The 22,351-nt window shown below is 55.6% G+C and carries 19 protein-coding genes and 1 pseudogene; 3 read left to right on the forward strand and 17 right to left on the reverse strand.

Annotation, left to right across the window (positions count from 1 at the left end; genetic code table 11):
- Positions 1–86: 86 nt before the first annotated feature.
- The 7 genes from ddfA to EGH21_RS19835 form a co-directional block, all read right to left on the reverse strand.
- Positions 87–347 (reverse strand): DdfA family disk-determining factor, encoded by a 261-nt coding sequence (gene ddfA / locus EGH21_RS24785; RefSeq protein WP_220620141.1) that lies wholly within the window; start codon positions 345–347, stop codon positions 87–89.
- A 676-nt stretch (positions 348–1,023) separates the two neighbouring features.
- Complete coding sequence (locus EGH21_RS19820) at positions 1,024–1,173, reverse strand: helix-hairpin-helix domain-containing protein (protein WP_220620142.1); 150 nt, start codon at positions 1,171–1,173, stop codon at positions 1,024–1,026.
- A gap of 957 nt (positions 1,174–2,130) precedes the next feature.
- Complete coding sequence (locus EGH21_RS24205) at positions 2,131–2,421, reverse strand: winged helix-turn-helix domain-containing protein (protein WP_236035700.1); 291 nt, start codon at positions 2,419–2,421, stop codon at positions 2,131–2,133.
- Positions 2,422–2,832: 411 nt separating this feature from the next.
- Positions 2,833–3,096 (reverse strand): DUF8028 family protein, encoded by a 264-nt coding sequence (locus EGH21_RS24890; RefSeq protein WP_483867065.1) that lies wholly within the window; start codon positions 3,094–3,096, stop codon positions 2,833–2,835.
- Between the two features lie 184 nt (positions 3,097–3,280).
- Positions 3,281–3,484 (reverse strand): hypothetical protein, encoded by a 204-nt coding sequence (locus EGH21_RS19825; protein ID WP_236035701.1) that lies wholly within the window; start codon positions 3,482–3,484, stop codon positions 3,281–3,283.
- Between the two features lie 277 nt (positions 3,485–3,761).
- Positions 3,762–5,723 (reverse strand): archaea-specific SMC-related protein, encoded by a 1,962-nt coding sequence (locus tag EGH21_RS19830; RefSeq protein WP_220620144.1) that lies wholly within the window; start codon positions 5,721–5,723, stop codon positions 3,762–3,764.
- A 262-nt stretch (positions 5,724–5,985) separates the two neighbouring features.
- On the reverse strand, positions 5,986–6,939 hold the full coding sequence (locus EGH21_RS19835) for a 1,4-dihydroxy-2-naphthoate polyprenyltransferase (protein ID WP_220620145.1): 954 nt from the start codon (positions 6,937–6,939) through the stop codon (positions 5,986–5,988).
- 82 nt (positions 6,940–7,021) lie between these two features.
- Between EGH21_RS19835 and EGH21_RS19840 the strand changes: the two are divergent.
- Positions 7,022–7,542, forward strand: a pseudogene (locus EGH21_RS19840) (7,8-didemethyl-8-hydroxy-5-deazariboflavin synthase subunit CofH); the annotation flags it as partial.
- Between the two features lie 220 nt (positions 7,543–7,762).
- The gene (locus tag EGH21_RS19845) at positions 7,763–7,996 is read left to right on the forward strand and encodes a HalOD1 output domain-containing protein (protein ID WP_236035703.1); all 234 of its coding nucleotides are present in this window, start codon (positions 7,763–7,765) and stop codon (positions 7,994–7,996) included.
- 198 nt (positions 7,997–8,194) lie between these two features.
- On the opposite strand, the gene EGH21_RS19850 is transcribed toward EGH21_RS19845, so the two are convergent.
- From EGH21_RS19850 to EGH21_RS19860, 3 genes are all read right to left on the reverse strand, one after another.
- Positions 8,195–8,689 (reverse strand): universal stress protein, encoded by a 495-nt coding sequence (locus tag EGH21_RS19850; RefSeq protein WP_220620147.1) that lies wholly within the window; start codon positions 8,687–8,689, stop codon positions 8,195–8,197.
- 158 nt (positions 8,690–8,847) lie between these two features.
- On the reverse strand, positions 8,848–10,092 hold the full coding sequence (locus EGH21_RS19855; RefSeq protein ID WP_236035704.1) for an MFS transporter: 1,245 nt from the start codon (positions 10,090–10,092) through the stop codon (positions 8,848–8,850).
- A gap of 212 nt (positions 10,093–10,304) precedes the next feature.
- Positions 10,305–11,141, reverse strand: a complete 837-nt coding sequence (locus EGH21_RS19860) for a bile acid:sodium symporter family protein (RefSeq protein WP_220620148.1) — start codon at positions 11,139–11,141, stop codon at positions 10,305–10,307.
- 173 nt (positions 11,142–11,314) lie between these two features.
- Here EGH21_RS19860 and EGH21_RS19865 point away from each other — a divergent pair, with 173 nt between their 5' ends.
- Positions 11,315–12,274 carry a mannonate dehydratase gene (locus EGH21_RS19865; protein WP_220620149.1) on the forward strand — a complete coding sequence of 320 codons (960 nt, stop codon included), beginning with the start codon at positions 11,315–11,317 and terminating at the stop codon, positions 12,272–12,274.
- A gap of 111 nt (positions 12,275–12,385) precedes the next feature.
- Here EGH21_RS19865 and EGH21_RS19870 read toward each other — a convergent pair whose 3' ends face one another.
- The 7 genes from EGH21_RS19870 to uxaC all read right to left on the reverse strand — a co-directional run bounded on the left by EGH21_RS19870 (position 12,386) and on the right by uxaC (position 21,701).
- Positions 12,386–14,170, reverse strand: coding sequence for a glycoside hydrolase family 2 protein (locus tag EGH21_RS19870; protein WP_220620150.1), 1,785 nt, complete (start codon positions 14,168–14,170; stop codon positions 12,386–12,388).
- A 145-nt stretch (positions 14,171–14,315) separates the two neighbouring features.
- Positions 14,316–15,491: an ABC transporter ATP-binding protein gene (locus tag EGH21_RS19875; protein WP_220620151.1), complete on the reverse strand. Its 1,176-nt coding sequence runs from the start codon at positions 15,489–15,491 to the stop codon at positions 14,316–14,318.
- A gap of 37 nt (positions 15,492–15,528) precedes the next feature.
- On the reverse strand, positions 15,529–16,437 hold the full coding sequence (locus EGH21_RS19880) for a carbohydrate ABC transporter permease (RefSeq protein ID WP_220620152.1): 909 nt from the start codon (positions 16,435–16,437) through the stop codon (positions 15,529–15,531).
- A gap of 1 nt (position 16,438) precedes the next feature.
- The gene (locus EGH21_RS19885) at positions 16,439–17,356 is read right to left on the reverse strand and encodes a carbohydrate ABC transporter permease (protein ID WP_328765727.1); all 918 of its coding nucleotides are present in this window, start codon (positions 17,354–17,356) and stop codon (positions 16,439–16,441) included.
- 64 nt (positions 17,357–17,420) lie between these two features.
- On the reverse strand, positions 17,421–18,749 hold the full coding sequence (locus tag EGH21_RS19890) for an ABC transporter substrate-binding protein (RefSeq protein WP_220620154.1): 1,329 nt from the start codon (positions 18,747–18,749) through the stop codon (positions 17,421–17,423).
- Positions 18,750–19,368: 619 nt separating this feature from the next.
- A complete protein-coding gene (locus EGH21_RS19895) occupies positions 19,369–20,193 on the reverse strand; it encodes an SDR family oxidoreductase (RefSeq protein WP_220620155.1) in 825 nt (274 codons plus the stop codon).
- A gap of 140 nt (positions 20,194–20,333) precedes the next feature.
- Positions 20,334–21,701, reverse strand: a complete 1,368-nt coding sequence (uxaC, locus tag EGH21_RS19900) for a glucuronate isomerase (protein WP_220620156.1) — start codon at positions 21,699–21,701, stop codon at positions 20,334–20,336.
- Positions 21,702–22,351 lie beyond the last annotated feature (650 nt).

Raw genomic sequence — 22,351 nt, forward strand, 5'->3', positions numbered from 1 at the left:
GAACATTTGACGTGGTGAAGCTGGGGCGACACAGGTAACAGTAGACGTGTCCGTGGCTTCACAGTGAATCTCTACAGGCGGAGGCTTCACTCTGCCTCGAGAGTCAAATACCCGTCTGAGTGGACATTGACGGTGTATTCGCAGTACTGAAACCTCACATGTCCGTCCAGTTGTGCGGATGGGTTGGGCCAGCTCGTGAACAGGGCGTCGAGCGCATCGGTGTCGATGGTGTCATGCAGTGGCGGCAGTTCGGATTCATCGACATCTTCACAGCCGGACACAGCCTGGATTACCGCTATCGACGGTGAAGCGTCCCCTTCTCGAACGTATCTAACACGTTGTGCCATTGCCACTTGTTTTTATTCACATGAGAGGATAGGTTTGGTACCGTAACTGTCCGTGGAACAGATGCTCGCCCACCACAGGCCAAGTGCTGAATGCAGGCGTAGATCTTAGGATGTGGCTACTCTGCCAGCGACATGACTTCGGAGGCTCCTCTCGGGAGCAAGCAGTGTCTCATCCACTACCACGAGAAGGCGTTCGTATTCCAACTCCCACACGAAGTGTGTCACAGTATCCTCTTAAGCGTTGAGCCAACTGTCGGGTCCCGGCTCCAGTCTTTCATCAACGGCTGTCAAGAGCAACTGTGACCAGGTATTTCAGCGCCGCCGATACTCTTCGAGAGCTTCTCCGCTCGCAGTTATCGATTTCCAGCGTTAGTCAGCGCTGTGAGTCGGGAGGAAACCGCAACTTGGGCACCCAGTGTGTTTCGTGGTCTGATAGCTCAATTTCCTGCTACAACTTGCACAATGGTATTGTACTCGTTCCATTAGGCGACAGTCATTCTCATAGACACATATGACTTGCGTGAGTTGAGTTCACGCAGCACTGTGTACTGGTAAGAGGGTCTCACAGACAGGCAGTTACCACTCGTATGCCCGCTGTGAATGTCTCCTACTCATAGTGGGATTACCTGCAACTGTCCCGAGTGGTTTGAGCAGTCTCTACGAGACTCGCACCCAACTATCGCTCGTGCTGAAGCTTCTCAGCCGTCTTGTTGCCGATACTGTCGACGCGCTGGAGGTCGTCGGTGTTAGCCACGTGTAGGTCCGCCACGCTGTCGAACTTAGCAGGGAAGTTGTGGAATAGGTCGTTGCTGAGCGTCGTTACCACTCCGCTCGCGTGTACATGCGGCGCCAGGAGTCTCTCTGGGGTGTCTGGACACCCAGACGTTTGCCACCGACACCTTCCTCGAAATCCTCGATCGTAAGCGCACTCGGCAACGGAGCTAAAAATCTCGCAGCCCGGCGATGTCCGCCACTCCGCAGACATCCGCTAGCCCGACCGCATTGCACCCTGCCTTGACGACGTCGATACCGGCACCTAGCTGTTAATCTATCCCACGAGTAGCCACCTCGACTGATCGACTGCAGACCACTTCACGGTCAACCAGTCCAACGGTTACACCAACTACGGCGCCCGCTGGTATATGGCCGTCGAGGGCGCCGACGCAATGCCCGAGGACACCGTTCGATGAGTCTTCAACGCAGACTGCGACCCCGGCATCCCACAAGAAAGTCGAACGAAATTCGGTAAGTGGCGGCCGTGTATCGACGACGAGGCTCCGAACGTGGCGGTGAGGAAATGACGATGCCAGGCGCTCGCCCAGTCACATGCAGGGCGCAACGACACGCTTGTTGGAGGGCCATGCGGATCACGAGGGCGGCGTGTCGGCCGCCCGGGGGCGGACATCACCCGGACGGCCGCCAAACAGGCACACACAATCAGTGGGGGCCGATAGTGCGCAGACGCAGACTCCGTTACAGGGCCCGATATGGATACCGGTGCCCAGTGCATTGTATCGGGGACACACCTGCTAAGTATACAGCCACTAACGAGGGGTTCGATGATGGCCAAAGCACTCTCAGAATAGCAAGAGGACTTAGTTGGAGATTGCTAAGCGGTCTTTTTCAATTCACTTGGTAGTAGATCTCTCTCTACGATCACTGGTAGATCGCGTTCCGTTGAACTTCGATCTTTCAACGATGTCCATTCGCAAATTGGAGTCCAATGATGGCTTCGGCGATACGGAAGCGGTTGAGCTGTTCGTTCGCTTCCCCATGAACTGTGTCACTCAGCGTCGATCATATTCTGGGCCTCGATCGTATCCCAGACTTCCCTGCCCGCGTCTGTAACGCCATAGACACGCCCCTTCCGGCGGTCCTCAGAGACCAAGAGCGTGACGAGATCCGAATCACGTAGTTCTTGGAGTGCTCGGGATATATGTGCGATACTGAGTCCGGTTTCATCAGAAATGAGTGACGGTGTCGCGGGTCCCTCTGCGAGGCGTTGTAATGTGTCAACGCGGTAGCGAGAACTGATGACGAAGCTAACGTCATCCCACTGCTCATCGGACGTCATAGGGGGGTCCGTCTCTGCCAGCTCTGGTCGTATTCTCCCATCATTGTAGGGTAGTTAACATATATTCATTCGGTAGCTGATTAATAGCGCTGATAGTTCAGATGGGTAAGAAATCACAAATTCGGAGATTGCTGATGGTAATCGACTGTTTCTTCACTTGATACAGATCCCCGTCCACGACGGTGTGATCCTGACGGAATCTGAGGCTGACTAAGAGATGTGGCGACGTCGAAAGCAAGACTACCGGAACCTGTCCCTTGAGCCGCGATGGGTGACGTAGAGTGTTTTGAGTGCAAAGAGGCTAGCAAATTGCGACATCATGTGGCCGACTCCAACTGGTGACGGCTAACAGCGCTTTATCCCACTGTCGAACATTAGGGCTACAGAGAATCGAAGAGAAAGCCCACGACTTTAGTCGTGAGAAAAGTCAGGATAGAATCGACCGCAAATCAACATGATGCTGTGTAGTCCAAGCAGTCCGAAAAAAAGTAGCACCTCTTGAATACTGTCAAGGCCGGCGATTAGCAGTGGTATGTATAATAATGGCAAGATAATCGAACTCCAGAAGAGAATGCGTAACAAGCCAAATTTCACGGATTGTAGGATATTGGAGATTCTTTGGAGCAAGGGGTGGTTCAGAACGTTGTTTTTTTGCAAATCTATCGGCCCCAACACGACAAAGTATAATCTCGCAACGCACGGTTAGTAATCCACTCGCTACATGCTCGTGAAACCGCAGTATTCCATTTCTACAGTTGAGATAGGCCGAGTGCCCGGGGTTGTTCGAAAGACTGACGCTCTCTCATGGTGACGAGACGCAGTCGGTGCCTCGAACCATTAAACTCCGAGGCAGTTCACGTTAGAGTTCTGGGTCGGTGATACGCAGTTCGCCCTCAACCTCATAGAGCCAGCCGTTGTCGAGCAGTTGTTCGATGGCATACTCAGTATCTGCTTGATCGGCTGGGAACTCTTCTTCCGCACGCAACAGTCTCTGAGCCTCTTCACGAGATATTCCGTTCTGTGGGGACTCAGTCCCAGACTCTAAGATTTCGTAGGCCTCCATGATCCAGTCCGGAAGTGAGCGCGAGTCATTTGACCACATTCGTATGCACCTGGGCTATCTGGTATCTATCGATTCGTGGGACAGTCCATTAAAACACTGCCCTCGGTGTCTGAACGGGCGACACTGAGAGGCGAACCTCAGTGATCTCACCTTCTTCCCAGCAGAGATTCCATGCTGGTCGGAAACCTATGTTTCCGAAGTATTCGCTACCTGATAGCGTGTATGCGAGGCTGGTAACTATTGCAAGGAGACCGATCGTGTCTGTGAGTCGCGTCGATCAGATGGCGGTGACGCGGGTCACGTCGTCGTCCAGTGCCTGTGCGTCTTCCGGGAGCAAGGCGACCACGAGATACTCAGCGTAGTCTTCGAAGTACTCGACGAGCTGGGCGATTCGAACCGAGTCGATAGCTTCCAGTGAGTCGAGCAACATGAACGGGACCGTCTCGTGGAGGTCGTGGACGAGGTAGCCTGCAAGTGCGAAGATGAGCCCCGTGACCTCGCGCTCACTCTCGCTCAGATGCTCGATGGTATCTTCGTAGGCTGCCCCGGCTTCGGTCGTTCGGACGATATGGATCTCGAACGCTGTCTGCTCCACCTTCTGTCGACCTTCACGGACGGTTTCTTCAACACGCTCGATCCAGATGCGATCGAGGTTCTCATAGGCTAAGATATCGAGAATCGCGTCCATATGTTCGTTGAACTCATCGACGGCGTCAGCTTCGATCTGGTCGATCTTCGTCCGTTCGTCAGTCAGTTGCTCGACCAAGTCCTCGCGATCGTTTCGGAGGTCTTCAGCACGGTCGAGCATACTCTCGATCTCCTCGATTTCTTCAGTGACGTCCTCTAAGTCAGACTCAAGGCTGTCGATCTCGAACTCGAGTTGGTTGGCTTCTTTGTGGAGTGAGAGTACTTCCTCGAAGTCTTCGGATTCAAGGTCGTCGACGTCAGCTTCGAGCGTTTCGACGTCGTCGGTTAATTCTTTGCGCTGGGATTTGAGCGAGTCGAGCTGCGTGTCTCGGCTCTCAAGTTCGTCTTCGATGTCCGCGAGTTTGCGCTCGATCTCTTCACGCCGATTTTGTTGCTGTTTGGCCTCACGCTGCTCTGCTTTCAGATCTTCAAGCTCTGATTTGACGTCATTAAGGTCTTGCATTAGGTCCTGTCGGCGTTCTTGGAGACGCTCGACAGTGTCCTCAATTTGGTTACGCTCGACTGTCGACCCACACGTCCAACACGTAACTGAATTACCGCCGTTACCGAGCAGTTCATCCGTTGGCGAACTAGTTGATTCAGACTGATCAGCTGCATCAAGCGTCTCGAGTATCTCGTAGTCGTCTTCTTCTAATCGCTCTTCGTTGTACTGGATGAGGCTCTGGAGGTCGGAGATCTGGGAATTCAGCGTTTGGCGTTTCTCGCGGAGTTGTTCGATCTCGGTTTCGAGGTGCTGGTGATCGCCCATCGGTGTCTCGGGTAACTCTTCGAGGTCGTCTTCGAGCTCGCTCCGTTCCTGCTTGAGTGACGTGATACTCTCGTTTTGCGTCTCGATTTGGCGCCGCACCGATTCGAGGTCTGAACGCGTTGAGCGAAGTTCGTCAAGTTTGTCTTCCAGCTCTTCTTGTTCCTGTCGACTCGTCTCAATGTCCTGATTGCTTTCGTCTATCTCTGCTTCTTTGTCAGCAAGCTCGTCCTTTTTGGCTCGTATCTGTTCCTGTATCTGCTTCCGATGTTGTTCGAGATCCGGAATATCCGTTTTTCTATCTTCGATAGCGGCTAGTTCGTCGTTAATATCGTCTTTTCGTTCTTCTAATTCGCGTATTTTATTCTTTATCTCTCCAATATCGACAGGCCGCATGATGATCTCACGAAGATCGTCCCCACGGGCGACAGACTGACGCGCTTCGTTGGTTTCGAGCAGGAACGCGAAGAGTTCTGCCACCTCGGGATCGTTAAGGTAGCCGTCGCCATCGAACGCGACTGAATCACCTGCACGAGTGAGTGTCTGTTCGTAGGTTTCACCATCGAGGTCAAGTTGGACGCGACCCTCGTCGGCATCACCTTTCAGAGTCGCATGAGTGCTTCCCATCGCGGCCATTATCGATTGCAGGAATGACGTCCGGTTGGTGGCATTCTTGCCAGTCAAGACGGTCACACCAGGGGGAATCGAAACGTGGGAACTGTCGATACCGCCTATATTCTCTACAGTGAATTCTGCTGTCTGAGACACCTGTTCGGAGGGGGCCATACGCCAAGGGAGTGGTTCGATCTATTAAAATCTTGCATGGTAAATTTGTTATGTCTGGGTGTAAGGCTATCCAGTCTTGTGTAGATGACAGAGAAGAGGATACACTGCAGTAAACTAATTCACTTCACAGCCAACGCCGAGTAATATGCTCTTCCGGCTCTCTAAATCAGGGATTAGCTCGAAGTCGCCGAAAAACACACTGAGTGTACTCTTTAATGAACTGTCCTGATTTTCCAGTGTAACAGACTCTATTCAACAACTCTCATATGAGAGATGGTGTCGCGAGACCGAATGCAAACAAAAATGAAAACGCAAGCAATAGCTTTCCTGTCCGTTCTAATGCTGGGTTGAGCGCCTCTCCCGTCGTCTCTTCTCGGATTGTCATCCAAAGTCGCCAAGCCAGCGGCGTCGTCAACAGTGGAGTAAGTGGAAACACACTCTGCCAACATACTGCGAAGACGAGAGGAACGAGATAGGAAAGTGCGAGCAGGGCAGTGTACTCGATTCTACTCCACTGGTATCCAATCTTCACAGCGAGTGTCCTCTTCCCCGTTTCACGGTCGGTTTCCAGATCGCGGATATTGTTCACCACGAGAATGTTCGTCGAGAGCGCGGCCGCCGGTAAACTCGCTACGACTGCCGCAACTGGGACTGTTCCTGCAGGTATCGAAATCGGAATTGGACCCACGGTAGCGACCGTCGATACAGCCTGAACGTAGTACGTTCCTGTGACCGCAACCAAACCGAAGAAGATGAATACAAACAGGTCACCGAGGCCATGGTACCCGAACGGATAGGGTCCGCCAGTATAAGCGAATCCAGCAAGAATTGAGAGGAGACCGACAGCAATGATCGGCACGCCACCGATATATACCAAGTAGATACCGACGAGTGCTGCAAGCGAGAACGACACGTAAATTGCTCCTTGGACACGCTTGGGAGAGATAAGACCCGACTGAGTAACCCTCTGAAATCCTTCTCTGTCTTCTGTGTCAGCACCACGAATTGCGTCGTAGTAATCATTCGTAAAGTTTGATCCTATCTGAAGAAAAAGCGCTCCGAGCAACGCAGCAACTGCAGGTCCAACAGCGAACACACCATCGTGAATCGCTAAACCGACGCCGACGATGACTGGGGAAGCTCCTGCCGGTAGCGTCTGTGGACGGATAGCCATCAACCACGCTCTCAAACGGGCTACACTGTGTTGATTGTCCATCGCTACAAGATTTCCAGTGACGCTATTTTTTTCTGTTGAGATCGATTCTCACCTGTCAGTGCGCTGTAGCGCCCATTATTCGACCGCGAGAGCGGACGGTTCACACCGAGAGAACGAGGCCCACCGCGTGGAGCACTTGAAGGTCCTATGCGACCTGCAGGACAGAACGGGGAACATCACAGAATTCGTCTCTCTCCCTTCCATCCACAAAATACTCGCCTCTGCGATGACGGCGTCGTCGAGTCCGGCGCCTCGAAGGCTGGTGATGAACTTCTCATCGCTGTCTCGCGACTGTTCCTCGATAATGTTGAACACATCCAATCGTGGGTGAAGTATGGTGATGAGTTCGGCCTGGAGATCCTGAACTGCGGTGTAGACGACTTTATGGGCACTATTCTCTCCGAGGAAATCACGAAGCAAGCGGGCGGCGAGTACGGCGAGTGCCGTTCGTTCAGGGACAATGTGGATATGCTGAGCGCAATCGGGTGCCCCCCGGTCAAGCGTAACACCGACTACAGCGAGCGCCGACGGATTGACCCGGACGACAAGGTGTTCAGCCCCGATCCAGGCGTGCCGTTCGCGCGCACGCCACTACTCGGATAGAGGAATCGGGAGTGATGACGACAACACACGGGGCGCTGGCAAGTTTTTCCGCCTCACCGCAACGATGTTCGACTCATTGTCTGCGGAATATAGTTGCAAACCGTAATCTTTGAGATACCGCCTGTAGGCCTGCAACGCGGAGGTGAGTAAAAGATTATAAATACTTGAACAGGCAACCTTCTCGTTGAGAGAAATGGCAGTTCAGCAAACACGACTAGAAATGGCTGAAGGGGAAGCAGACACGGTCTCTCGTGCTATTGTCCAACATGTTGCAGAGGTTGCAGACAAGGACTTGACCGAACTACCACCATTGTACGAAACGATTGACCCAGATGCATTAGATACGCTCTTAGATTCACTTGACGAAGATAACAGCTCGTTTTCGCTGGAGTTTACATATGCTGGACAACAGATTTCAATCAAAATAGATGAGACTGTGGGCTGTAGTGAGTAGTCAGTAGATTATTTTTGGAATTCTAAAATAGTCCGTCATACTAGGCAGTGAAGACGAGGGGCTCAGACGAGTCCTACATCCGCGGGAGCCATATAACGACTTACGGAAAATTGCGAGGATTAGAGGGGTCAGAAGTGACATCGTTCGTGGTGCCCTTTTATACTCGCTTTCGGACGGTCACTGCCGGTATTGGTGTCCTCAGTTATCCTGGACGAACGTGACTGGACAGGGTGCCTCAAGCATCAGCGTCTGTGCCAAGCTACCGAAGACAGCTTTGTCGGTCGGAGTACGGCGACTCCCACCGACCACGAGACGGTCGGCGTCAATCTCCGACGCTAGAGCGAGTAGTGCCTCGTCGGGTTCGCCGACCGCTCCGCGGATATCGTACTCAATCCCGATGTCCTCGAAGCGGTCGAGTATTGACTGGACTGTCTCGTGTTTGGCGGCGATCTCGTCAGGGGAGTACTCTTCGAGGAGCTCGTCGTACTCTGACTGAGAGAGAATCTGTGGAAAGCCCCCTCCTGATATCGGTGGGATCGTCGGCGTGAACTCGTCAGTGTCCTTAGGAATGGCGTGAGCCACTACGACGGTGGCATCGGTCGGTTTGGCGCTTTCTACAGCGACGTCGACGAGCCGGTGCACCCGGTCCTCATCTGCGTCGCTGACGGGAAGCAGGATTGACTCGACTGTCATATGTATACCAGTGACCATCAAGTATAATAATATTTGTTTTCCGTAATGGGCTGGCAGATTCGAAGAACGTGTCGCGTCATGTGACACCACTCACTGGTGAGGTTCGGCTTGACTACCGTGACCGATTGTCGCCAATCTCACCAGGTCTCTATCGTCGCTCAGTCGTCGGAGGGTGTTTTGCTCACCGTTGAGTCGACAGTGGATCGGGTCACGAACCAAGTCGCCACGAGGGCTCCTGCGACGACGAGTTGGGCGTAACCGACGATCCGGAGCATCCCCACGCGCCCGAATGCGTCAACGAGCGGCATTGGAGCGAACGGCGAGAGCGCGAATCCACCATAGGTCATCATGGTAATACCACTCAGAGCGCGCCCGCGAACCTCCTCTTGGACGACCGACGCCACCCAGTCGTTCACCGTAGGCATGACAATGCCGAATCCCATCGCACCGGCGATGACGACACCTGCTATCACGAGTGGGGCGGAGTTAGCGGCTGTGAACAGGAGGAATCCAGCACCTCCAACAGCGAAGGCGGCCGCCATCACCGTAATGTGCTGTACGTGTTGTTTGATTCGACCATACAGCGTGGCGGCAACGACTCCCGCGACCATCACGCCCGAAATCACCAGTCCGATCTGTGAACCGCCCACGCTGAGCGAACTTTGGAGGTAGTACGGGACCTCAATCATGACTAGATTGGTCGCCATCATCCCGAGAAGTACCAGGAGGTAGATACCGATCACTAGTTTCGCAGGCGCCTCCCGTACGATCTTGGCGGCCGCCTCGAGCCGGCTGACTTCGTTGTCTCTTGCCGACTCTTTCACATCGGGTTCCGGCAGGAACCGAATGATCGGTGGGACGAACAAAAGCGCCCCCGCGAAAACGAGGAAGATATATCGCCAACCGATACTCGAAGCGATGTAACCCCCAAGGGTGGCTGCGACAGCACCGCCACCGGCCTGTACCGCGCCGTAGTAACCCATAACCGATTCGCGACGGTTGCCTGAATAGTAGTCTGCGATGAGTGTCGGCACCGTCACCATGAGTGCACCGACGGCGATTCCATCAAGAATACGCGTTGCGAGGATCAGGTAGATTGAGTCGAGGAAGAACGCGGCGCTCGTCCCGACACCGTAGATGATCACTGCAGCGATCAGGATGGGCTTGCGCGCGTACTTGTCGAGCAGATACCCTGTGAGCGGCGCGACAACGATCACGATCCACGCTGAGGTTGTGCTAACGAGCTGCGCCAGCGTCTCCGAGTTCGGCAGGTGGGAGAACGTCTCCTGGATGGCTGGAATGGTCGGATTGATTAGCGCCCCAGAGAACGACGGGATGACGCCGATTAAGACCAACGTCACGAGCATCGACCAGTGGAACGACTTCGAGTGGTCTGCCGACATGCTCATTCACCGGATCTTGTTCCGCTCTCCGAACGGTGCATAATTGCAAATCGACTCCCTAAGAGATGACGTGGCATACACTTAGATGTGTACCCACAACTATTATAAATATCTTTCTATGACGGTTGCAGTGAGTGCAAGGCGCTTAGGTTCAACTTTTTATGGGTCTGCCCGATTCGGTGTCTTCCCTAATAGGCGTCGAGCAGCAGTGATCAGGATCGCCATACACCGGCGGCGATTCCCGGAACGATGACGCTCACGAGGCTGAATGCGATGATTGTCACGAGAACATCTGGTGAGGGAAAGCTTGTCGTCGCAACGAGCAATGCTATGGCCGCGTTTCGAGCCGTAGTTGACGTCGCGAGGACCTCTCGGGTGGATTTTTCCGGACCACCGAAGGCGTATCCTGTGATCATCGAACCAACCACGATCACGGAAGATATAATCATCACGCCAGTCCCGACCAGCCGGCCGATCTCGCTGACGTTGATTGCCAGCAAGAGCGCTATTAGAACAAAAAGTAAGATAGTCGAGAGCCTGCGCATCGGGCCGTGTAACGTCAAGGCGAGCGCCTGATGGCATTCACGTAAACCGAATCCTACGAGTAGTGGAAGAAGCTGAACGAGGATGACCATCCGTGCTATCCCGATCAGGTTGACACCTACATTCCCGGGGACGAGAAGCGCCAACGACGCCGGGATTGTGAAAACGGAAACGGTCGCTAACATGACCATGAGACCACTTGCGAAGGCAACATTGCTGTTCGATATTTCTGCGAGCTTCGGTCCGAACGGTGCACCGGGCGACACAGCAATCAAGAACAATCCGACTGTGTGACTTGTGTTCAGTGGAGCGATGAGGACTGCTGCCATCACTAATAACGGAACGCCGACGAGATTTACGAACATAGACCGCATCACGAGCCCGAACTGGGTAACCGAGGCCAGGACGTCGTCAATACGAATCTCAAGACCAACCGAGAACATAGTCGCGAGGACGAACATCGTGACCAGCGGATCCACAAGCGCGGCGGGGCTTAGAACCACCATTCATACTTGACTCGGTCAGAGAGCGTCAAAAGTGACGTGGACCAGTCGCGTCGGCACCATGTCTGTATTCACAGCGCCTGCCTCGTTGTATTGCGGGCATCAGTACGGGCACTGGAATCTGCGGTGGTCTCGAAACGATAATGTATATACGCTTCTGCCAACATTTGGCTAATATGGTTCGACCAGCCTTAGTGCTCCCCCCAGAGCCCGACGAGCGGTGGCAACTGGCAAAGCAGATGGGCGTCACCGACGCCGTAATACATCCTCTCGAAATCGGCGATGACAAAACTTCGTGGACCTATGACGAGCTCCGCGGACTCCAGAACTGGCTTGAAGACGCCGGCCTGAACTTCTCCGTACTGGAAGGCAGCGTTCCGCTAACCGACCGCGTCCGCCTTGGGCTCAAGGGCCGAGACGAAGACATCGATGAATTCAAACAGTTCCTCCGGGACTGCGGCGACCTCGGTATCTCTGTCGTCTGTTACGACTGGATGGCCGGCGTCCGCTGGGCTCGGACTGAGGCACATATCGAGTCTCGCGGTGGGTCCTACGTGACCGGCTACGACAATCAGAAGATGCAGGGTGGACCGACTGTAGCGGCTTCCGAGCGTAGCCACGAAGAGATCTTCCAGGCGTTGGCGTATTTCCTTGAGGAGGTTATTCCAGTGGCCGAAGAGGCGGGCGTCAAGCTTGGACTCCACCCTGATGATCCGCCGCGCGAGTCCGTTCGCGACGTCCCCCGTGTCGCCAATAGTGTCGAGAACTACGAGCGAATCTTAGATGTCGTCGACAGCGAGCACAACGGCGTCACGTTCTGCCAGGGCAACTTCGCCGCGATGGGTGCAGATATCCCGAAGGCGATTCGAAACTTCGGTGAGCGAATCAACTTCGTTCATTTCCGTGATGTCGAGGGCGATGCAAACCAGTTCGTCGAGACATGGCACGACGACGGTCCGACAGACATGCACGCAGCGATGGCAGCCTACGAGGAGGCCGTCGACGGCGAGGTGCCGATGCGACCTGACCACGTGCCAACGATGGCCGGTGAGGACAACTCCAATCCCGGCTACCACACGAAGGGACGACTGTTCGCAATCGGCTACATGCGTGGTCTGATGGATTCAGTCGAGTAGGGCAAAAAATAATCTATCGTACCGGTCGACGACCGATACTACCGATCAAGATTTTCTGATGTCGGTGGCGGGTGTTCTTTCAAGTGGTCCTGGCGTACTTCTACAGTGTCGTCACTGTTGCTCCGAGGTGTAGAAGTCCCGGAGGACGTGGAATGCTTTCTTTTTGCGACCGTGCTGATCAACGACGCCCTTCCGGTTGTAACCGCGCTGGTATTCGTTCTGGCGCATCGGTGCTCGGAAGTCGAAGAGGATCCACGGAGATATGCCGGCCACTTGCTCTTTTGCTGCGACCGCTTCCGTCTGACCCCGGTAGATTGCAGCCTGATACTCCTCACTCCAGCGGTCGTCCTCTGTTCCGTGGTTGCCCCACTTGGCACCGCCGCCGGTCTCGGAGATAACGACCGGCGTCCCGTCGGGATCATCCTGGAAGTGCTGCATATCCTCGGAATCACCGTAGTACCATCCGAAGTACTCGTTGATACCAACCACGTCAAGGGCGTCCTCCAGCGGATCTTGGATGACAAGCCCGTCGTCGGTCTCGTCTACGAAACACGCCGCGGTCACGAGTCGCGTGTCGTCGAGATTCCGGACATAATCGGCCATCTCTGGGAGCACCTCATTTCGAGTTTCGTCATTGTGGTCGGTCTCGTTCGCGATTGACCAGAGCACGACCGATGCGCGGTTCCAGTCGCGCTGAATCAGCTCGCGGAGCTGTTGCCGGTACAGCTCCTGTATGTCCTCGTCGCCGAAGTTGATGTCCCAGTATGCGGGGACTTCCTCCCAGAGGAGAATGCCTTCCTCGTCCGCCGTCCGGGCCATCTCTTCGGTGTGGGGATAATGTGCCAGCCGTGCGAAGTTACAGCCCAGTTCGTTGATCCACTGGAAGCGCGTCTGGACATCTTCTACGTCGAGCGCACGCCCCTTGCCAGCGACTTCCTCGTGGAGTGCTATACCGCGGAGCCACACCTCCTCGCCGTTGACAAGGACATCGCTCCCTCGAACCTCAACCTCACGGAAGCCGACACGGTCGGTGACCGCGTCGTCGCCATACGTGAGTTCAATCTCGTACAGGCGTGGGTTATCAGGACTCCACAGTGTCAGGTCGTCGCGGTCGAACGAGAGCTCCGCGCTGAGCCGTCCATCACTGTCGGACGTGAGCGATTCGTCGACATCAAGTTCTGGGAGGGAGATAGCGGCCTCAGCTCCCGTATCGGACCCGTCAAGCCAGGCATCGATATGGACATCGACTGCATCATCGCTGACGGTAGTCTCGACTTTGAAGTTTCGCAGGTACGTTTCCGGGACCGAAACGAGGTCGACCGATCGGTTGACACCACCGAAGTTGTACCAGTCGGTGCTCTCGTTCGGAATACCGTCCTCGTAGCGCTTGTTATCCATCCGAAGGACGATCACGTTCTCGCCGTCTTGGAGTTCGTCGGTGATTTCGAAGCTGAAGGGTGTGTAGCCTCCCTCGTGGTCTCCGAGGCGCTCGCCGTTGAGCCAAACTTCTGCCTTGTAGTTTACCGCACCGAATCGGAGGAACGTGCGGTCTTGTTCGTCGATCTCCTCTCGGTCGAACGTCCGCGCGAACCACACCCAGCCTTCGAAGTGACGGAACTCGGGCATTTCCTCGCCCCAGCTAGATGGGACATCCACCGAGTATCCGTCATAGATATTGAAGTCCGTGATGTCGTCGTTGCCCGACGCACTGGGCTCGTAGATCGATTCAAAGCTCAGCGCCGGCTGCCCGTCATCGTCAGGAAGTGCCGCAACGTCGTCGTCATCATCGTCGACGAAGTCGTCGAAGTAATCCCGGAACATCTCGTACTGATCGGGAATTGCCTGCCATTCGCCGTCAAGCGAGTAGCTATCTCGCGGATACTCTAACAGTTGCATCAATTATAGACGACGGGTCAACCGCATAAAAAAGTTCTGTGACGGGTCAACACTCCACGCCTCGCGTAAATTTAGGCGTCGATCGTCGTCTGCAGATCGTCTAATCTGCGACGTCAATACCCAATGCTGCGCTGACGGCCGGTCGTTAGTTTGAGACCTGTTCGACTCGTGGTTCGAGACCGTGGACAAGCGCATCGCCAGTCGCGTTGTCGAAGAGATGGATTTGAGCACGGTCAAGCGCGATGTCTACTGTCTCTCCGGTCTCGATGTCGACAGTCGGCTCGACGGTCATCAGCAACTGGTCTGTCTGAGTGTCGGTTTGGTCTCCCTCGTCGAGATCCGTCTCGAAGGCCACGTCCGCTCCCTCGGGACGCAAATAAACGACGAGTTCGTCGCCCATTGGCTGGACGACGTCGACCTCCATCGTAATCACGTCCGTCGCGGTGGCCGTGGTGCGGTGGGAATCGAGGTAGACATCCTCCGGACGAACACCGAGGACAACATCATCACCGTCGTTAGCGCCGACAGACGGTGGAATGTCGATATCCATGTCGAGGTCTGGGGCGACGAACGAACCACCGTTTATCTGACCGTTGATGAACCGCATGCTGGGCGAGCCAACGAAGCCTGCGACGAACAGGTTTGCTGGCTCGTTGTAACACTCGAGCGGCGGTGCGAACTGCTGGAGTTGTCCGTCGTTGATGATGGCGATGCGGTCGGACATCGTCATCGCCTCCGCCTGATCGTGTGTGACGTACACCGTGGTCACGTCCAGTTCCTGCTGGAGCCGCTGGAGTTCCGTCCGCATGTGAACCCGAAGCTTCGCGTCGAGGTTCGCTAACGGTTCGTCCATCAGGAACACCTCCGGATCCATGACGATCGCTCGGCCGATAGCGACGCGCTGGCGCTGCCCGCCCGACAGTTCGTCGGGCATCCGGTCGAGCATCCCGTTTATCTGTAAGATATCGGCAGCCTGGTCGACGCGTTTGTCGATCTCCGAGTGCTTGTAGTTCTTCAGTCGGAGGCCGAAGGTCAGGTTCTCCCGGACGGTCATATGAGGGAACAGCGCGATGTTCTGAAACACCATCGCGATGTCCCGGTCCTTCGGGGGCTTGTTCGTCACGTCCGTCCCGGCGATCTCGATGAGACCACTGGTCGGTTTGGTCAGCCCAGACACCGTCTCGAGTGTCGTCGACTTCCCACAGCCCGATGGGCCGATGAGCGAGATGAACTCGCCGTCTTTGATGTCTAAGTTCATGTCGTCGACCGCGACGACGTCGCTGTACCGCTTCGTTACACCGTCGAGTTTGAGGTGAGTCATGGTCTGTCTGGATGTTGGTGGTAATTGTGTGCCAAGGCTATCCCTTGATAGAGCCGGACGTGAGCCCGCTCACTATCTTCCGTTGTGCGAGCAGGACGATGAGCGCGACGGGCACGACGCCGATGAGGCTTGCGGCCGCCATCAGGTCGTACCTGACGGAGACCTCGGTCTGATAGCGCAACAGCCCCCAGACGATGGGCGACCAGTTCTGGGGAGAGCCGGTCGTCATCAGCTGGGAGAAAAAGAACTCGTTGTAGGCCGTGATGAACGTGAGGATACCTGCAGTGACGAATCCCGGCGCGGAGAGCGGCGCGATGATACGGTAGAGCGCGCCGATTCGAGTCGTGCCAGTTACTCGGGCAGCGTCTTCGAGCCCGTCGGGAATCTGGCTATAGAACGTCGTCAGGAGGAGGATGGCGAACGGTAGAGAAAGCGCCGTCAGTGGAAGTCCGACGGCCGCCGGTGAGTTGAACAAGTTCGGACTGCTAACTCCCAGCACGGTCACGTTCCCCGTCAGGAGTTTGAATAGCCCGACGATGAACGTCGCGCCGGGGAAATACGAGATAGAGATGAGCAAGAGGAACAGCGGCCGCTTCCCCCGGAACTCCATTCGCCCGAACGTGTATCCCGCGAGGCTCGCGAACACCAGCACGAACGCCGTCACGCCCGTCGCGATGATGAGACTGTTACGCATATAGAGGTGGAACGGAACCGCCTGAAACGCGCCGATGAACGACGTTGGGTCGAAGCCCGCTGGCAGCAGGCCGGCACTCGTCGTTTCACCTGGTGACGAGAGCGCCAGCATCAGCAGGTAGTAGAAGGGGAACAGCGAGATGAGCAGGATAAGGAGCGTCGTCCCATAGAACGTGTACCGGAAGAGTGGGCTGGAGTCGTCGTCGAGATCGACCGCGAACAACCGGTCTGAGAGCGAGGAGTCGGGCGCCATCTCAGATACCCCCCGCACGCGAACGGCTGAGGACCACGAGGTAGATCATCGAGACCGAGCCTATCAACAACGCCGTGAGGAACGCGAGTGCCGATGCGGTCCCGTAGAGGCTCCCGTTGAACGTCCCGACGACGGCACACGTGATCGACGGCATCGTACTACAGTTGGCGATAGCGTCGATCTGCCCGTAGACGCGCATCGATCCGATAGAGGTCAGGAGCATCGCGACCATCAACGTCGGTATCGCCTGCGGGAGCGTGATCATGCGGAACTGTTGCCATCGTGAGGCCCCGGCAACCTTCGCAACGTCGTAGAGGTGCTCGTCGATGCTTTGGAGTCCCGCGAGCACGATCAGTGCGACGTATGCCGAGCGTTTCCAGATGGCTGCCAGCGTCACGATTCCGACTGTCGAAGCGCTGTTGCTGAGCGGTCGCGCCCCGACGAGGCCGATATCGTGGAGGATCCGGGTCCCGAACCCACCGGGGATGAACATGAGGTAGAAGATCATCCCCTGGATGACGATTGGGACAGCCCAGGGAATCAGTACCGCGGTCCGCACGATGGAGCGGCCTCGGAACGTCTTGTTGAGAACTAGGGCCTGCACGAAGCCAAGCGCGGTAATCAGCACGACACTCACCGCCGTGTAGATCATCGTCGTTGGCAGAATGCTCTGGAACGGGTTGCTCAAGTCGAAGAACGGACGGATGAGTATCGCTCCGCGCTGCCCAGTCACGATTTCAACGTAGTTCTGGAGGCCGACGAACGCACCGGTGAACTGACTGAAGCTGTCCGCGTACATCGATGTCCGGAGTGTAAAGAGGATCGGCCACAGCGCGATAGCCGTGAATATCACTAGCGTCGGCGCGAGCACCAAATACGCGAACTTGGTCTCCGAGAGGTTCTCGACCCAGTTGTTCACGTAGGCACCGCTCCGTCGGAGACTGTTCGGAACTATCGACGCCTTTTGCGTTGCTGTCCGGTTACTACTGGCCATAGCTGTCCTCGATCTGCGCTAACTGTTCCTTGGCATCGGCCATCCCCTTCTTGGGAGCCTTGCTTTGGGAGACTACGTTGTGGACTTCTTGGGAGATGACCTTCGACTCCTGGAAGTAGATGGGTGTGACCGGGCGGGGCATCGCGTTGTCAGCCATCACCGAGAACGTATCCATGTACTGGCCGAAGAGCGAGTGGTTCTTCACCGCCTCGGACTGCAGGAGTTTCGGCTTCGCTGGCAGATAGCCCGACAGATTGAACCACTTGACAAGGAAGTCGTCCTTCATCACCGTTTGCAGCACTTCGAGCGCCGCGTCCTGCTTGTTGGAATTCGGATTGACCGAGAGGTTGTAGCCAGCCAGTGGTGACATCGTCCCACCGACACCCTCGTACGTTGAGTCTGACTGTTGAATCCCATACGGCTTCGGCATGAGACCGAGTTTCTCGTTCACGGCGTCGCCGAAGTTGTCTCCCGAAGATGCGAGCTTGGCGAACGCGGGGTTGCCGACAGTATAGGCGAACGAATTTCCGTTGAGGAAGGCATCGAGGTCTTTGGTGTATCGCCACCCGAGCACGTCAGATGGGACGATGCCACCGACGAACGAATCGTTGTCCAGCGAGTGCTGGTCCTCGTGCCCCCACATGAACGTCCGAAGCATCCGGAGTGCGCTGAGAACCTGTTCTTCGTCGATAGTGATCGGCCGGTCGCCGACGGGTCCGAACAGATGCTCTCGACCGCCGAAGTACGCACCACCCCACTGTGACATGATGGAGTTGAACGTACAACATGTGATGGTTTGTGAAAGCTCGAAGGGCATCGTGAGCCCATACTGGAGCCCCTGCTGCTCCTGGATATCGGCGGCGATCTGGGAGAACTCTTCCCACGATTTTGGTTCCGTACCCCAGTTCTCAGCATCGGGGTCGTACCCGGCCTCCCGAGCAAGGTCGCGCCGGTACCACATCCCTCGAACGTCCATGATGAGAGGGACCCCGAAGATGTTCCCGTTTCGGCCACGGCTCGAATCGATGCTCTCGGCGTTGTACTCGTTCTCGAGGGTCTGGACGTGTTCAGCGGGGAGTGCATCACTGAGGTTCAATAACTGTCCGCGGCGGATGAACGGGATCGACCACCCGACGTCCATAGTCAGGATGTCCGGACTGCTCCGACCGGCGTTGAGCCACTGTCGGTACTGCTCTTCCAGCGTTCCGGGTGACTTGGTACTGACCTCGATATTGATGTCCTCCGAGAGCCCCGCCTCGTGGAGCGCTGGCTCGAACTGTTCTATGGCCTGCTTTGGCGTCCGAGCTATCAAGTTCATCGATACTGTCGTCGACCCGGTTGAACCGCCACTGCCTCCCCCGGTCGTGTTTGATCCACTACCACCGTCGCCCGAACACCCAGCAATCGAGGCGCCAATGCCTGTCGTACCAACTGCTCGAATAAACCGTCGCCTGTGTACACCACTATCGTCGGACATGTTACGACCAGACATACATATACTATAATATTAATAGTTTTTGGCCCATGCAATTTCTGATCATGCTTGAAAGACACAACCATACCACTAAAATGTAGTCTTAGATCGACTACCGACTGAGAAGGGGCATCGGCTGCTGGATGTCTCAACTCAGAGCTTTCTGCCATCCCTCTAGCTACCCAAGCGCCCGGCGTGTCAGGCTCGTCCATTGCGATACCGCCAATCGTCCGAGGTCCACCCGCCGTCTGCATGGCGCACCTCATCGGTGACGAAGGTATCCTCACGGGCGAAGAAGAGAGCACAATTCGCCATACCTGCGACGGAGTTGCACTACGCTATCGTTGACCGTCGCTTGATGTCTTAGTCGGTGAAGCCCGCGGATTCTTGTGTTTCGTCGTGATATCGGTGTAGGTGAAGTGGAGACCAGCGCGGCCAACCACAGCGTCCAAAACCGATCGCCTCAGACGCCGCTGAACGCGGAGAATCCGCCGTCGATCGGAATCACTGTCCCGGTGATGAACTCAGAACCGGGTGCAATCAGCCACAGAATGGTCGTCGAGAGGTCCTCCGGATCGCCGAATCGGCCTTGCGGAGTATGGTCGATGATAGACTGTCCGCGATCCGTGAACTCCCCGGTTTCCTCGTCGATCAACAGATAACGGTTCTGTTCGGTGAGGAAGAACCCCGGCGCAATCGCGTTCACGCGGATATCTGGGGAATACTCCTGTGCCATGTGGACGGCCAACCATTCCGTGAAGTTCGAGACGGCGGCCTTCGCGCCTGAATACCCGGGAATCTTGGTTAAAGGTGTGAACGCGTTCATCGACGAAACGTTCAGGATCGTTCCCTTCCCCCGATCGGCCATGTACTTGCCGAAGGCCTGCGACGCGAGAATCGTTCCCACGAAGTTGATGTTAACGACACTTTCGAGGCCCTCCTTCGACAGATCGAAGAAGGACGTGTCTGCCCCCGTCGTTGCGTCGGGATGATTCCCGCCGGCGGCGTTGACGAGAACGTCGATGCGCCCGAATTCGTCGACGACCGTCTCAGCGGCCGCATCCAGTTCAGCGCGGTCGAGCACCGACGCCGGAATAGTGATGGCATCGATCCCCCGTTCCGCAAGTTCGGCTCGTGTCTCCTCAAGTCCCTCTTCCCCGCGGGCGAGGAGTGCGACCTTGCCGCCGTTCTCACCGATCGCTTTTGCCATTTCGGAGCCCAAGACGCCCGATCCACCGGTTATCACGCAGACTTTGCCGTCGATATCGAAATCGTTTGGAACAGTCATCGTGGTCTACAACCCAGATCGTAGCGGAGGTGTATGTATGTTCGTGTTTTTGGCGAACGTGGACGAGCCGAGGACAAATCTGTCGACCCGATCTTCCGGGGCAGATTATGCCGACCGGCCTGTCAGTACACTCGTCTACACTACTCGAATCCGTAGAGAGACTTAGGTCGATCGTAGGCCAGGTGAGTCGCGAGATTCTCGGCATGAGCCATCGGTATTTGCCCTCGATCGACCAAGTCGCCAAGCATGTTCGCCAACGAACGGCGGAACATCTCGAAACGGGAACTGAACGACATCAGCTTCCGGGAATCACTCACCATCCCAGCATGATTCGCGAGCAGGTCGACGCTGGCGACCTGACGCAATTGCTCGTCTATTCCATACGGACTGTCATTGAACCACCACGCAGGACCGACGCTGACGTTCGGGAACGCCCGCGACAGTGTCGTGATGGACGGATAGTGTGTCGGGTCGACAGTGTAGAGGACAATATCCATTTCATTGTCGAACGTGTTCAGGAAATACCGGAGGTTATCTGTCAACTCGATCGACTGCGTCGAAACATCCCCACCCGCGTCGGCGCCGACAGTCTCGTAGAGGGAGTCACGGTAGTCGCGGACAGGCCCGATATGAAGCTGCATGACCCAGTCTTTCTCGGCATTGAGCTTCCCTACCTCTTCGAGCAAGAACGCCTGAAGGTCACGAACACCCGTTTCCGTCAGGTTCTGTCCGTCGATGGCCCGTTGATAGAGGGTTCGCGCACGCTCTCGACTGACCGGTCTGGAGACTGGTTCGGTCAGACTGAGGTCGCTAGCCCGACAGCCGTGTTCAGCGAAGTAGTCGTGTGTCTGAGCCATGGCATCCAGGAACCCCGATAGCGTCTCGGTCCGAATTCCGGTTGCCGACTCAAGTTCTTCGACGAACCCATACCACGATCCATTGTCAACCTGGAACGCTCGGTCAATGCGCCACGTCGGACACACGTTAAGCCCGTCAATGTCGTCGGCAGCACGTTCGTGCTCCGAGAGCGAAGAAGTCGGGTCGTCCGTCGTACAGAGAACTTCGACATCCATGGCATCGAGAAGTTCTTGAGGACGCATGTCACGGGTGGATAACTGTGCCTCTGTCTCGCGCCAGATCTCTTCAGCAGTCTCTGATGATATCGGCTTCTCGATACCAAACTGCCGTTGCAAATCGAGATGTATCCACTCGTAAGTCGGATTGCCCGCAAGTTCTGGGAAGACCTCCGCCAGTGCCATCCACTTTTCCTTGTTCGAGGCGTCGCCGGTTATCTTGTGCTCCGGAACACCTCGTTTTCGCATCATCGACCATACGTAGTGGTCTGTCGCTCCTTCTACCTCCCAGATATCGTTCCAGCCGTCATTGGCTACGATTTCGTTGAGGTCAGCGTGACTGTGCGGGTCAACTATCGGAAGATCTCTGATACTGTCGTACAGTTCAACAGCTTTCCCCGACTCAAGGAGGTAACTGTCATCAACGAAGCCCATGTATTCGGGTCGCTGGTTCATATATATAAATCTAACGACAAGCCGGGCGGTATCGAGTCGATTCTCTTGCAATCCAATAGATTCTCCAGCAACGAATCAGGTGAGAAAGGGCTTCAGACTGGGGCTTGTCCGAGCAGCTCGAGTTCATAAACGGCAGAGATAGCTCGTATGTCAGCCATTGCTGCTCGTTACGCAGTGCTCATTTGAGAATCGAATACCGGAAACGACCGTGTGTTCTCGAAGAGCGAATCACCAGTCAGTACGATAGCTTCAGCATCTAACTGTAGCAAAAATCAGACGAGACGGGTTGGAATAACACAAGTACAACAGTTATCTCATGAGTCCGTTTAAGCTGCGTCACGGTGTAGAAGGTCCTGAGTGGGAGATCGCTTCAAGTGATTATGACATTCTTAGGCCCTCATCTAGCCGTTTCTCACTTGTCGAACGATTCTATCGGAAGTGATTGACAGGACTGGAGATCAACAAGCTGGTCCGAACGAGTTGGAAGCTGCACAGAGCACCGAGTGACGTCGGCCACCACTGTTACTAACACCAGTACACTAGTTATTTCCAACCAAAGGACCGCGTACTTCCTGTTCCGGCCCTGGAAGTATAGGTCCAGGTGCCAGACCTGCCTAGCGCGAAAGTTC

The organism is Haloarcula rubra, from assembly GCF_019599465.1.
GTDB classification, from domain to species: domain Archaea; phylum Halobacteriota; class Halobacteria; order Halobacteriales; family Haloarculaceae; genus Haloarcula; species Haloarcula rubra.